Below are 12,694 nucleotides of genomic sequence, written 5' to 3'. Positions count from 1 at the left end.
GTATTCAGCCTCGCTAACCCCTCTTTGGGTATACCTGGGGCCCAGATTGTGGTTTCCCCGCCCCCTGAACCGTGACGTCCGCACCAGGACACCGGCTGAACGAAGGCGTGGGTCTCGGCGGCGATGTTCCCAATGTGGCATTGGTGACGCTGAGCGTCTCCAATGCCACATTGGGAACAGGGACCGGAGAAGCCGACCCGGCGGATCGCGGACGCCCCCGTGCGCCCAGTACCGTCCGGCGCCCAGCCCGCCGAGTCGGTCGTACATGAATAAACGAAAGTCCGGAAGTCAGCGAAGGTTCAGCAGCAACCTGGCCGGACGCTTGAAAGCGCTGTCGGTCCATTCCACCTCGTCCGGGTCCTCGGCGAGCGAGAGCCGGGGATGCCGGTCGACGAAGGCGGCGAGCAGTTCCTGCATCTCCATCCGCGCCAGGTTCGCCCCGAGGCAGAAGTGCACGCCCCTGCCGAAGGTCAGATGCGCCTTCTCGTCCCGGTCGAGGCGCAGCTCCCGTGGGGCGTCGTAGATCGTGGGGTCGTAGTTCGGCCCGACGAAGGACGCGACAACCGCCTCGCCTTTCCGGATCGTCCCGGACGGCAGCTCGACGTCCTCCAACGCGACCCGGAGCGGAGCACCGTCTCCCGGGACCTCGACGCGCAGCAGCTCCTCGACCGCGCCGGGGACCAGGCCGGGATCGGCGACCAGCCGCTCGTAGTGCTCGCGCGGAGCCAGCAGTCGCAGGAATGCGCGCGAGAGCACCGATCCGGTCGTCTCGTGCCCGGCGAGGAACATCCCGATGGTGTTGCGCACCAGTTCGTCGTCGCTGAGCCGGTCGCCTTCGTACCGCGCTTGGATCATCGTCTGGAGTACGCCGTCACCCGGCAGGTCCCGCACCTGTTCGATCAGTTCGACGCAGTACGCAGCGAATTCCATCAGCGCCGCGGTCTGCTCTTCGATACCGAGACCACCGGAGGGGAGCAGGAGATCCGACCAGTGCCGGATCCGTTCGGCATCGATCCCCGGTACACCCATCACCTCGCTGATCACCTCGACGGCGAACGGAAACGCGACCGTGCTCACCACGTCGACGACCGGTCCTTCGAGTCCGTCGAGCATCTTGTTGGCCATGGTGCGCACCCTGGGCCGCCATGCCTCGGCCTTGCGTTTGGTGAGGGTGCCCGCCAGCAGGCTGCGGAGCCTGGTGTGCCGGGGCGGGTCCATGTTCATGATGATGTCGGGGTCGACGGTGAAGTCGAGGCCGTCGGCCTGCCTAGGCGCCCCCTCGTAGGTGAGGTTGCGGCTGAATCGCTGATCACTCAACACTTTCACGACGTCGTCGTAGCGGACCGCGAGCCTGGCCACGTCACCGCTCTGCAGCCTGACCTCGCCGAGCGGGCATTCCCGCAGGCGGCGTTCGTAGTCTTCGACGGGACGACCCCGCGGGCCGGGCGGGAACGGGAAACTCTCGAGTTCTTCAGCCATGGTCTTCCATCCTCACCGTGGGTGCCGGTGCCGCGGGCTTCGCGGGTGCCGGTTCTTGCCGGTATACAACGAGTTTCGGTCTACGGCGGGCGGAGAACCGCCGCATGACGGGTCGTTCCACGCCCGCGTAGAGCAGCCATGACAAGAGGAGCGTCACCCCGAACAGCAGGGCCGTCACCCCCAGCGCCGCCGGTGTGCCCCACTGATCCCCGATCCACTTCACGCCGAAGGTCAGCACGAGCCAATGCACCATGTAGAAGGCGAAGGAGACCTCACCGAGCCACACCATCCGGCGACCGGCCAAGAAGGTCTGTTCCCCTTGCCTGTCGGCCACCGCGCCCGCCGCGATGAGCAGGCCGAGCGGCACCACGGTGACCGCCGTCAGCTTGTAGGTCATCGGGAAGAACGGCGCCGCCGCGTAGGCGACCAGCGAAAGTGCCGCGGCCCAGCCGAATCGGAGCGGCAGACGGCGTCCTTCCAGCACGATCCGGGCCAGCAGGATGCCGAATACGAAGTCGAGCAGGCGGACCGGCGCGAACGCGTAGACGAACCAGAACCGCGGCACCGAGGTCTCGGCGTACCAGAGGTAAGGCTCGTTCGGCAGCGAAGTCGCGGCGAGCGGGATCAGGAGGATCACCGCGATGACCGCACCGGCCCAGAACCACAGCCGGCCGGGCCGGATCCGGCGGAGGTACCGGAACAGCAAGGGGAACGACAGGTAGAACAACACCTCGCAGGAAAGCGACCACGAGACGATGTTGAAGCCGCCGTTGACCGGCGCCCAAGCCTGCAGCAGCGACAGGTTCAGCGCCGCCGTCCCGAAATCGAAGGTCTCGTTCGCGACGAAGCCCAGCAGCAACGCCGCCGCGAGAAAGGTGACGACGTGGTTCGGATAGATCTTGAAGAACCGGCGGCGCCAGAAAGTCCGCGCCGTGTCCTTCTCGCGTGCGGACCAGGCCAGCACGAAACCGCTGAGCACGAAGAAGAATCCGACACCGGTGAAGCCACCCTGGATGAACATCGCCGTCATCGACTTCTGGACGCCGGGATCGGCGAACAGGTTCTCCAGGGTGAGATGGGAAAGAAAGACCGCGAGCGCGGCGATGAAGCGCATCCCGGTCAGCGACGGCAGGCGCGCGGCCCGAGCCTCGCGGACCGCGCGCCTGCCGGAGCCGGCCGCCGACGAAAGGGAAATGTCCATCTCCCCATCGTCAGTGAGCGCTCTTCACCAGGGCATCTCCGCCGGTGCGGAGCTCATCGAGGATCCGGATACTCTCGAAAATGGGGAAATACCAGCCAAACAAAGTGATTCGTCAGGCGCGCTCGGTTTGCGCCGGCGCGCGCCGCGCCTCGACGGCCCCGTCCGGACCGGGCTGGTCGGTGGTGAAGCCGGCGGACCGGAGGATCCGCAGGGCGGCCTGGTTCGACTCACGAGTCGACGCGCTCAGCGCCCCCACGCCGGACGTCGACGCCTCGCCGATCAGCAGTCGCACAGCCTCGGCACCGACGCCGCGGCCCCGTGTCGACCGGGCGAGCCAGATCCCCAGTTCCGCGGCCGCATCGCCGTTGGGACCGGCCGCGAGACGCACCGCCCCCACGATCGTTCCTCCGGCACGAACCGCCCAGGTACGTTCCCGGCAAGGTCCGGCCAGACCTGCTCGACGGTCCCGATGGTAGGCGCGCAGCCAAGCGACCCGCTCGTCGCTCCACGAGCCGTCCGCTGTCAACCGATCCAGGCCTGGCAAGGAGCCGACCATAACGGGGTACGCCACGACCGTCGAACGGATACTCGCTCGTCACCGGGCTTCCTGCCGTCGCCGTCGCCGCCGATCCCACCAGTCGACCAGGAGTCCGCCGGTGAACGGACCCAGCCCGACGATCCCGTGAAACCAGACGTCCGCGCGACCGAACAGGTAGTTGATCCCGACGGCGGCCAGGTAGCACAGCGCGGCGAGCCCCACGAGAGACGCCACTACCCGGGCGCGTCGGCGACGCGATCTCACCGGTACTCGTTCCCGGTCCGGAGAAGGCACGCTGTCCAGCATGCCTTGCCCGCCGAGGGGGCGCACGGAAAACATGTGTGAAAAGCGGCTTTCCGGGGAAGACAAGACCATGAGCGACCTGACGAACGTTCGTGCCGGGATGACCGAGACCGCCGGACGGCCCGGCCAGATAGCCGCCATGCGGCGGATGCTGCTCGCTTTCGGGGTCGGCGGAGCGCTGGGTTGCCTGACCTGGATGGCGATCTGGCTCGCGATGCAGCTGTGAGTGTTCCCTGGGTTTGACATAGCCTGGTTCTTGTTCGCCGGGCGACGTGATTGACACCGCCTTCTCGCGGGTAATCGTCCTCAGTGGCCGAATCTCCTATCGCCGTCCTGGACATCGACGGGACGCTCATCGATTCCAACTACCACCATGCGCTCGCCTGGTATCGGGCCCTGCGCCGCCTCGGTGAGATCTATCCGGTGTGGCGGTTGCACCGGCTGATCGGCATGGGCGGGGATCAGCTGCTCACCGCTCTCGGTGGTGAAGATCTGGAACGTCGAGTCGGTGACAGCGCGCGGGAATTGCAGGGCGAGGAAACCGACTCGATGCTCGACGAAATGGTGACGTTGCCCGGCGCCCGCGACCTGCTGCTCGCGATCAAGGAGCGCGGCCATCGGCTCGTCCTCGCCAGCTCCGGTCAGCAGCGGCACGTCGAGGTTTTCCTGGACAAACTCGACGCCCGTGACATCGCCGACGCCTGGACCACCAGCGCCGACGTCGAGGCCTCCAAGCCTGCGCCGGACCTGCTCCAAGTGGCCTTGAAGAAGGCAGGCGTCTCGTCCGGCACGCCCGCCGTCATGGTCGGCGACTCGGTCTGGGACGTCGAAGCGGCGCGCGCCGCCGGGATGCCCGCGATGGTCGTCCGCTCGGGCGGATTCGGTGACGACGAACTCCTCGAAGCCGGGGCCCTCGCCCTCTACGACACTCCCGGAGACCTCGCTAAAGCCCTGGATCGCACTCCGCTCGCGTGACATCGCGTCGTCGAGGGCCTGAAGAACGGTTTTCAGTTCAAGGTGTCCAGGCCGTGCTGCCACCGTTGGCGTCGTTCCGCGCGATCCTGTTCCCACCACGGGGTACCCCGCTCCCCCAAGGCGACCTTGGCGGCGTGCACCCGTGCCCTGGCGTCCCGCTCGGCTTCGGAATCCTGAGCACGGCGGGCCGCGCCGACGTCCCGGCGAGCGCGCATCAGCAGACTTCGCAGCCGGGCCGCCGCTTCCTCCGGGATCTCCGGGTCAGTCGCTCGCCAGCGCCTGCCGTCGATCACGACGAAGCGCCCATCGGGCGTGCGCTCCGGCTCAGCCATGGGCGCGCTCCGGCAACCGGATCCTGATCGGCCCCGCCCACTCCTCGTCCGGATCGAGTGAACGTCCACGCTGGGTCAGTCGCACCTCTCCGGCCCTCGCGAGTTCACGCGCCAGTTCCCGGGCGCGAGGCAGTAATGGACGCCACTCGTCCGCCAACGCCCTTGCCGCGTCGGAGGGACAGGTGCTGCTGTCTTCGCCTCGCGCGGAAGCCAAGGCGAGGATCGCCGCCCGCAGCCGATCCGGAAGCGGACCGGAACCCAGTGCGATGCGGGAATGAGCCGCACCCGGTCCGGCGCTCTCCCGGATCCGCTCCAGTTCTCGTCGTGGTCCCGGCCGATCGGTCACGGACTCAGAGTCGCACCGATCGCGCCGTTCCGCCGTCTGGGTCGGCCACCGCGAAGGTCGCTTGGACGCCGTCGACCGTCCGCCACGGCGGACGCGCGAGCGGGGCGGGCCGTCGGAGGACGCCCCCGCGAACCTGCACCTGTCCAGGTCGCGTCGACGAGGGACATTTCGTCCACTTAGGACTTTCCTGAGAGGCAGAGCGAATATGGCGTGATCAAGCCTCCTGCCTTCGCGGCACGACCTGAGCTGACCCAAGGGAGCCGGTCGCCGGGCTCGACTGTCCACAAGAGACGCTCCTTCCGACTGAAACGCCCGTTTTGGGAACTTTGCGTGGCTTTGCGAAGGGGTCGTGAGTGATAAAGATGGTTAGAACCCTCTTTGCCACTCACGACCCCACGCAGAACCGGCCATGCAGACCCAAATCGGACACTCAATTGCCACTAGGTGTCCTACGTGGACACTCGGCCGCGACCGGCCTGGGCCAGTCCGGAACCCTGCCCTCAAGGCAGCGAAGAAGGCATGCTCAGCAGGATCGGCCATGCACCGTCTCGATTCGCGCGTCCCGTCAGAGGCGGACGTCGTGGCGGGACGAGGCGTTCAGCTTGCGGCGGACCTTGACCACGTACTCCTCGACCGTGCGACGGGACAGGAACAGGGCTTGGGCGATTTCCCGGTTGGTGTGGCCGCCTGCCAGGAGGCGGGCGACATCCTGTTCACGAGGCGAGAGTTCGCTGCCGTAGCCCCGTCTGCCGCGGGGTGACGGGGTGGCCGTGCCGGTACTGCGGGCGCGATGACGGCAGCGGGCGGCGTCAACCGTGGCGCCCAGGGCGTCGTAGGTCTGGGTCAGGGCTTCGAGCACCGCCGCGTCGGTGATCGTTTCGCCCTCGGCCTGCTCGGCGAGCTGGGTGGCCCGGTACGACAGGCCCAGGTCCCAGTGCAGGTCAATCGCCTCCCGGTAGAGCCTGTCGGCCTCGTCGCGGTCGTTCGTGACCGCGGTCAGCCGCGCACGGCAGGCGGCCAAGCCCGCCTGGGCCAGTGGGGCGTCGACTCCACGGAGACCGGTGGCCGTTTCCGAGACGAGCAGCCGTGCGGCGCCGACGTCGCCGACAGCCAGGTAGTAGTCGACAGCCTGGGGAAGGATATCGCCCGACCACACCCACGCGCCCTTGCTCCGCAACATCGCCACGCCGCGTCGCACGTGCTCCTCCGCCGCGGCGGCCTTGCCCCGGCTGAGGAGCATGCCCGCCATCCCGCCCGCCGCCGAGATGCCCACCGGGAACACCTGCGCCGCCGGGTGCGCACCCGTCGCCGCCTGGAAGGCTTCCTCCGCCCGCACCCACTCGCCTCGCGCCGCCGCCAGCCAGCCTCGCGTGAGGTGCAGGTCCGTAGTCAGCAGCAGGTCCGCATAGGTCTCGATCAGCCGGTCGAGGCGCTGCCCCAAGCCCTGCCATCGTCCGCTGAGCCAGTCGAGCCGGACCGCCGTGGCCTCGGCGGTGCCGACGACGTAAGAGGAGCCGACCCGTTTGGCCAAGACGATCCCGTCGCGCAGGAACTCCCGGGCCCTGGCGTAGTGCCCGATCCACGAGCACGCGTCCGCCAGATTGCAGTGGGCCCGGGCCAGGTGATGGAGTTCCTCGGGGTCGTGCACGTCCGACGGGGACGGCAGCCGGGCGATGCGTTCCCAGGTGCTCGGGTCGCCGGCGATCAGCCGTCCGCCGAGCGTCGTGGCCAGCAGCGCGGTGCGTAGTTCCCGGGTGGGCAGGTGGTCGATGACCCCCTCGACCCGATCGAGCGACCTCTGGTGTTCGGCGATGGACGCGGACCCCAGATACGGCCCGGCCATCGCCGCCATGCCGCGTACGGTGCGTTCCGGCTGGTCACCGAGCAGACCGAGGGCGAGGGCGATCTCCTCGGCGCCGCGGTCGACCGACCCGGTCTCTCGTTGCAGCAGCAGCCCGAACCACAGGTGGACCTGGGCTCGGACGTCCGGAGCCAGGCGAGGATCCGCGAGGAGGCTTTCGATTCGCGCGGTCATCATCCCGCCGGGCAGTCCCGTCAAGGCGTGGTCACAGAGCTTGGTCGCCAGCCGGTTCGCGACCTCGGGACTGGTTTCCGCATCGCTCAGGACCTCGACCAGGAAGTCGACAGCGGTGGAGACATCGTTGGCGTCCTCGGCGACTTTGGCGGCGAGTTCGCTGTATCGCAACCACTCGGCCTTCAGGCCCGCCGCTTTGGCGTGCGCGCACAGGCGGGCGACGGGGACCCGGTCAAGGGCGGACAGCGTCGTGAGGGCGCGTTCGTGCAGTTCCCGTCGTCGCGGACCCGGCAGTGACGCGTACGCAGCGCGTCTCGCGATGTTGTGCCGGAAGCCGTATCTGTTGGCCGTTTCCTCCACGAGCACGCCGGACTCCACCGACGCGATCAGGTGCGCCGCGGTCGCCTCCCCCGCCACGGCGCTCAGCACCTCGAGCGTCTCCGGGACCCCCAGCACCGCGGCGGCCTCGGTGAGGATCCGCGCGGCGCCGGGCAAGGCCGCCAGTCGCTCCTTGATCGTGTCCGCCACCGAGGGCGGCACGTCGATCCCAGCGAGGATCCGCTGTGCCAGGTCACCTTCGGCGCGCACATCCCGCACCGGGTCGCTCAGCGCCCGCACCGTTTCCTCGACCACGAACGGGATCCCCGCGGTCTCGTGCAGAACGGCCTCGGCGAACCGGTGCGACGTCACGGCGGATCCCACCAGCGCGTCGATCATGGCGCGCACCTCCGTCGCGCCGAAGGGCCGCAGGACGAGACCGACCCCGGTCACTCCGTGCGGGAGGTGGAAGGCGTGGCCGAGTGGTGCCACCGACGGCAGATCCTCACGACGGTAGGTGGCCACGATCGACAGCTCCGGCGGCGGGTCCGCCAGCACGAAGCGCAACACCCGGCGGGTCTTTTCGTCCGCCCACTGCAGATCCTCGAGCACGAGTACGACCGGTCCCAGCGAACGGAGGAGATCGCGCACGGCGCGGAAGATCCGGTGTCGCTCAGCGTCGGGGTCGCCGAGGGCGCGCGGCGCGGGTGGCAGACGGTCGGCGAGTTCGGGTAGATGGTCCCGTAGCGCACCGGTCACCGGGCCGGGCTCGCGCAGCAGGTCGCCGCACTGGCTGAGGCAGTCGAGGAGCACCCCGTACGGGAACGGGGCAGGCAACGGCTGGCACGAACCCCTGATCACCCGCGGAGCCCCGTCGCGAACGGCCGCGGCGGCGAACTCGGTGACCAGCCTGGACTTGCCCACGCCGGCCTGGCCTTCCACGAACACGACCGACGGCGGGTTCCGCACCGCGTCGAGCAAAGCCGCGAGTTCGGCGTCCCGGCCGATCATCGGCGGCGGGATCGGCTGGAGAGGGGATTCGCGCGACCGTCGACCATGCTCGCTCCTGTCGGTGAACTCCTCCGAAGAGGGATGCCAGCCATGGTAGGTCGGCGGGCATGGGCGTCATAACCCCGCGAGCTACGGCACTTACGTCCACACAGGATCAGGTACCGGTACGGGTCGCGACCACACTTGTTCCCCCATCGGCCAGGCCGAAGGCTGATTACTCGAGCGGCTCGATGTCACAAATCCCCTGCGGCCGTTCGAACGCGCGATGGAGGAATCGATGCAACAGTGCAGAACGAGATGGATGGCGAACCTGTTCACCGTCGCGGTCGCCGCCGCGGCAGTGGTGACGACCGCGGGTGTGGCCGCGGCGCAGCAGGCGGAGGCGGCTGTCGTCCAGGCCGATCGGCCGTACGCCGGGCAGTACATCGTGGTGCTCGAAGGTGGCGCCCGTGCCGCGGCCGAAGGCCAGGCCTCGGCGCTCACCGGACGCTACGGCGGCGAGGTGACCGACACGTACTCGGTCACCCTGAACGGTTTCTCGGTCCGCGGTCTTTCCGAGCGGCAGGCACGGCGACTGGCCGCCGACCCGTCGGTCAAGGCGGTGCACCAGGACGGCACGACCAGGGCGACGGGTGAACAGCCGAGTCCGCCGTCGTGGGGCCTGGACCAGATCGACCAGCGAACCGCCGCTCTGGACAAGAAGTACGCCTTCCCGAATTCGGGTGAGGGGGTGACCGCCTATGTCATCGACTCCGGGGTGCAGGCACAGCACCCCGAGTTCGAGGGCAGGGCGAGCCACGGCTACGACTTCCTCGACAACGACACCGACGCGGGCGACTGTTACTGGCACGGCTCGCACGTGGCGGGGACGATCGCGGGCAAAACCGTCGGCGTGGCGAAGAAGGCCAAGGTCGTGGCTGTGCGCTCGCTGGACTGCAAAGGTTCCGGCCCGGACTCGGCCACGGTCAGCTCCATGGAGTGGGTGGCCAAGAACGCCGTCAAACCCGCGGTGGTGAACCTGAGCCTGGGCATGGACGTGCTCGGCGTCGGCGACGAACAGGTCAAGGCGCTGGTGGCCAAGGGAATCGTCGTGGCGGTCTCCGCGGGCAACGACGGCAAGGACGCCTGTGGCGTCAGCCCGGCGCGTGTCCCGGAGGCGATCACCGTCGGCTGGTTCAACAAGGACCGCACCCGCGGCGGGAACTACGGCCGCTGCGTCGATCTCTTCGCACCGGGCGGCAACATCCACTCCAGTGACAACACCGGATCGTTCCGCACCGCCAGCGGTACGTCCATGGCCTCCCCGCACGTCGCCGGCGGGGCCGCGCTGTATCTCGCCGCGAACCCCGGCGCGACCCCGCAGCAGGTCAGCGACGCGCTGGTGCGCAGCGCCACCCCGGACCTGATCACCAACCCGGGGACCGGCTCGCCGAACAAGCTGCTCTACGTCGGTGACCTGGGTGGCGGCACGCCGCCCAGGTGCGGGACCAAGAGCAACGACGAGGACGTGGCCATCCCCGACGCGGACGCCGCTGTCGGGACCTCCGTGAGCCAGGATTCCTGCGACGGCAAGGCATCGGCCACGCTGGCGGTGCGCGTGGACATCGACCACGGCTACACCGGCGATCTCGCCATCGACCTGATCGGACCGAGCGGAACGTCCTATCCGCTCAAACGCGCGGGCGGCGTCGGCGAATCCGGCGGCGTGCACCAGAGCTTCACCGTCGACGCCTCCCGCGAGGACGCGAACGGCACGTGGCGGCTCTCGGTGCGCGACACCTACCGGTTCGACGTCGGCACGCTCACGGGCTGGTCGATCACCTTCTGACCACAGTGGACAAACCTCGAAGGAGAACGATGAGAACACCACGCTTCGCTTTAGCGCTCACCCTCGCCTTGGCCGCGGCGACCGCACCCATCATGAGCACCGCGACCGCCGCACCGGCCGACGGGATCAGCGTCGCGGCGACCCCGACCGATCAGCTCCGCACTGGAGACGTGGGAACCCGGATCGTCAACGGGGAACGCACCACGGTCAAGGAGAACCCGTCCGTCATCGCGGGCATGCGGGTCGGAGGCGGAGGTCCGCAGGGTCAGTCCTGCACCGCCTCCGTGGTCGGCAAGCGCAAGATCCTGACCGCGGCGCACTGCATGGTCGACACCACCGGTGCCAAGAGCTACCTCTACGGCGACGACGACCTGAACACCCCCGGCGACGAGACGTTCCGCACGGCCGTCGCCTCGTTCAAGGCCCACCCCCAGTACAGCGGCTCCGGCGGCTGGCGGACGGGCCACGACGTCGCGGTGGTCACCACCGTCGACGACCTCCCGGTGCCGGAAAGCCAGTGGGCCAAGGTGGCGGGCTCGGGAGACGGCGCGCTCACCCAGCCGGGCAAGTCGGGCGTCTCGCTCGGCTACGGCAAGACCTCGGCGAGCGGCGGCTCCGGCGAACTCCGCAAGACCACCATGCCGGTCAACGACCCCGCCGGATGCCAGGTCTTCGACATCCGGGTCAACGGCGACCTGATGGTGTGCACGGGCTACAACGACGGGCGCACCGCCGACTGCTCGGGTGACAGCGGCGGTCCGTTCATCGTGGACGGCGTGGTCGTCGGTGTCTCGTCATGGGGCTCCAGCGGCTGCGACCGCTACAGCATCATGGCGCGCCTGACCAACGCGATGGGCGACTGGGCCCGCGCCGAGATCGGCGGAAGCCAGCCCGGCGACGGCAAGTTCGGCATGGCGTTGTCGCCCTCCTCCGGAAAAGCCGATCCCGGTAAGCACGTTTCCACCAGCCTCGCCACCACGGCGGGTGACCAGGGCCCGGAGAAGCTGGAGCTGAGCGCGTCCGCCCTGCCCACCGGAACGACCGCCACCTTCCAGCCCTCGTCGACCCTCGACTCCGGACAGGTCGCCAAACTGACCCTGCAGACCTCGGCCGGCACCCCGGCGGGCACCTACAAGGTCACCGTCACGGCCAAGGGCGCCTCCGGAACCAAGACCGCCGAGTTCGCGCTCACGGTCGGGGACGGCGGTACCGGCGAGGGCCCCCGGCCGTCCGTCTCGCCGAACTCCGGCTCCGTCCCGCCCGGCGGCTACGCCAACGCGACGATCACCGTCACCGGCGGTACGGGTCCCGTCCGGCTCAGCGGCGCCGGACTGTCCTACCCGCCGACGTTCTCACCGCAGACCGTCAACCCCGGCGGTACCTCGCGCATGACGGTCATGGGGCCGTATCAGCGCGGTACCCACAAGGTGACCATCACGGCGACGGACAGCACCGGCAAGGCCGGAACCACGGAGTACACCCTCACGGTGCGGTGATCCACGGGCCGTCAGGTCCGTATCTTGCCGCCCCAGTGGAGCCCGCGGCCGCTCACGCGGTCGCGGGTTCCGCCGTCGTTGACCTGCCAGGTCCACTTCGGGCGCGACCGTCGCCCCCGAATCCTGCAGTCGCAAAAGAGGGCAGGGCTCATCGCAACTGCCCCGGGCCACCGGCGTCCATCTCTTCTCGCCGATCGTTCGCCTGGGCCACCCGTGCGGACGGATCGCGCGCGCCCGCGTCGCGTACGCGGTCAGTGAGCAGGAAACCCGGCAGCTCCACCTCGTGCTTCTCGGTGAGCCGGAAAGTGCCGCCGAGCGCGCCGGGGTCCCAGCCGAGGGCGAGCGCGCGCACGATCAAGAACCGGACGTCGGCGGGTTCCGGGTAGGAACCGTCGGTCGCGGCCGGGGTCCAGCCCACGCTCATGGCCTTCGAGAGCAGATCGGCTTCCAGAGCTCGGCCGTTCTTGCCGGCACCCCAAGCACGCACCCGGACGCAGCGGTGGCTGTCGGCGCCGTCGCCGTCGACCTGGCCGATCGCGGCTCGCCAGGTGTAGGTCCGCTCCCCGATGTGGAGCGTCCGCAGCCTCGTTCGCACTGGATCATTCTATCGAGAGGAAAGACAAAGGTGGCGTGTTGTGAAAGCCACGTTCGCAACGGTGAAGGTTGCGAACGTGGCTTTCGCGACACGGCGAACTGAGTCCGCTGAAACGCCCCGGCCGCCGGACCGGCGCGATCCCGACACCGCGGCTACCGGGCGCGACGATGTAGGAATCGGGACGTTGAACGTCCCGATTCCATCCCCGTGGGGTCACCCCGGCTTCAGACCTTGATC

General features: G+C 69.0%; 12 protein-coding genes. 4 read left to right on the top strand and 8 right to left on the bottom strand.

The genetic code is table 11. The annotated features are described in order from the left end of the window. Positions 1 to 288: 288 nt before the first annotated feature. The 4 genes from ACFWMR_RS39810 to ACFWMR_RS39795 all read right to left on the bottom strand — a co-directional run bounded on the left by ACFWMR_RS39810 (position 289) and on the right by ACFWMR_RS39795 (position 3,452). Positions 289 to 1,479: a cytochrome P450 gene (locus ACFWMR_RS39810; RefSeq protein WP_378382129.1), complete on the bottom strand. Its 1,191-nt coding sequence runs from the start codon at positions 1,477 to 1,479 to the stop codon at positions 289 to 291. Next, positions 1,472 to 2,680, bottom strand: coding sequence for an acyltransferase family protein (locus tag ACFWMR_RS39805; RefSeq protein WP_378382128.1), 1,209 nt, complete (start codon positions 2,678 to 2,680; stop codon positions 1,472 to 1,474). The genes ACFWMR_RS39810 and ACFWMR_RS39805 overlap by 8 nt, the downstream gene beginning before the upstream one ends. 112 nt (positions 2,681 to 2,792) lie before the next feature. Continuing rightward, positions 2,793 to 3,236, bottom strand: a complete 444-nt coding sequence (locus tag ACFWMR_RS39800; RefSeq protein WP_378382130.1) for a GNAT family N-acetyltransferase — start codon at positions 3,234 to 3,236, stop codon at positions 2,793 to 2,795. 39 nt (positions 3,237 to 3,275) lie between these two features. Next, positions 3,276 to 3,452 (bottom strand): hypothetical protein, encoded by a 177-nt coding sequence (locus tag ACFWMR_RS39795; RefSeq protein ID WP_378382127.1) that lies wholly within the window; start codon positions 3,450 to 3,452, stop codon positions 3,276 to 3,278. 139 nt (positions 3,453 to 3,591) lie between these two features. Between ACFWMR_RS39795 and ACFWMR_RS39790 the strand changes: the two genes are divergently transcribed. Both ACFWMR_RS39790 and ACFWMR_RS39785 read left to right on the top strand, forming a co-directional pair. Further along, positions 3,592 to 3,747 (top strand): hypothetical protein, encoded by a 156-nt coding sequence (locus tag ACFWMR_RS39790; protein ID WP_167405973.1) that lies wholly within the window; start codon positions 3,592 to 3,594, stop codon positions 3,745 to 3,747. A gap of 83 nt (positions 3,748 to 3,830) precedes the next feature. Beyond that, complete coding sequence (locus ACFWMR_RS39785; RefSeq protein ID WP_378382126.1) at positions 3,831 to 4,496, top strand: HAD family hydrolase; 666 nt, start codon at positions 3,831 to 3,833, stop codon at positions 4,494 to 4,496. 32 nt (positions 4,497 to 4,528) lie between these two features. Here ACFWMR_RS39785 and ACFWMR_RS39780 read toward each other — a convergent pair whose 3' ends face one another. The 3 genes from ACFWMR_RS39780 to ACFWMR_RS39770 all read right to left on the bottom strand — a co-directional run bounded on the left by ACFWMR_RS39780 (position 4,529) and on the right by ACFWMR_RS39770 (position 8,538). Further along, positions 4,529 to 4,828 carry a hypothetical protein gene (locus ACFWMR_RS39780; RefSeq protein WP_378382125.1) on the bottom strand — a complete coding sequence of 100 codons (300 nt, stop codon included), beginning with the start codon at positions 4,826 to 4,828 and terminating at the stop codon, positions 4,529 to 4,531. Continuing rightward, positions 4,821 to 5,174: a DUF3253 domain-containing protein gene (locus ACFWMR_RS39775; protein WP_378382124.1), complete on the bottom strand. Its 354-nt coding sequence runs from the start codon at positions 5,172 to 5,174 to the stop codon at positions 4,821 to 4,823. Before ACFWMR_RS39775 ends, ACFWMR_RS39780 begins: the two co-directional genes overlap by 8 nt. 565 nt (positions 5,175 to 5,739) lie before the next feature. Continuing rightward, a complete protein-coding gene (locus tag ACFWMR_RS39770; RefSeq protein ID WP_378382123.1) occupies positions 5,740 to 8,538 on the bottom strand; it encodes an ATP-binding protein in 2,799 nt (932 codons plus the stop codon). A 301-nt stretch (positions 8,539 to 8,839) separates the two neighbouring features. Between ACFWMR_RS39770 and ACFWMR_RS39765 the strand changes: the two genes are divergently transcribed. Together ACFWMR_RS39765 and ACFWMR_RS39760 are read left to right on the top strand one after the other, a co-directional pair. Continuing rightward, positions 8,840 to 10,366 (top strand): S8 family serine peptidase, encoded by a 1,527-nt coding sequence (locus ACFWMR_RS39765; RefSeq protein ID WP_378382122.1) that lies wholly within the window; start codon positions 8,840 to 8,842, stop codon positions 10,364 to 10,366. A 29-nt stretch (positions 10,367 to 10,395) separates the two neighbouring features. Beyond that, a complete protein-coding gene (locus ACFWMR_RS39760; protein WP_378382121.1) occupies positions 10,396 to 11,862 on the top strand; it encodes a trypsin-like serine protease in 1,467 nt (488 codons plus the stop codon). A 148-nt stretch (positions 11,863 to 12,010) separates the two neighbouring features. Here the strand turns inward: ACFWMR_RS39760 and ACFWMR_RS39755 are convergent, their stop codons facing one another. After that, complete coding sequence (locus tag ACFWMR_RS39755) at positions 12,011 to 12,457, bottom strand: hypothetical protein (RefSeq protein ID WP_378382120.1); 447 nt, start codon at positions 12,455 to 12,457, stop codon at positions 12,011 to 12,013. Positions 12,458 to 12,694: the final 237 nt, after the last annotated feature.

The organism is Amycolatopsis thailandensis (assembly GCF_042723255.1).
GTDB lineage: Bacteria > Actinomycetota > Actinomycetes > Mycobacteriales > Pseudonocardiaceae > Amycolatopsis > Amycolatopsis thailandensis.
The sequence above is the reverse complement of the archived record's forward strand: the minus strand, read 5'-3'. Positions and strand labels throughout refer to the sequence as shown.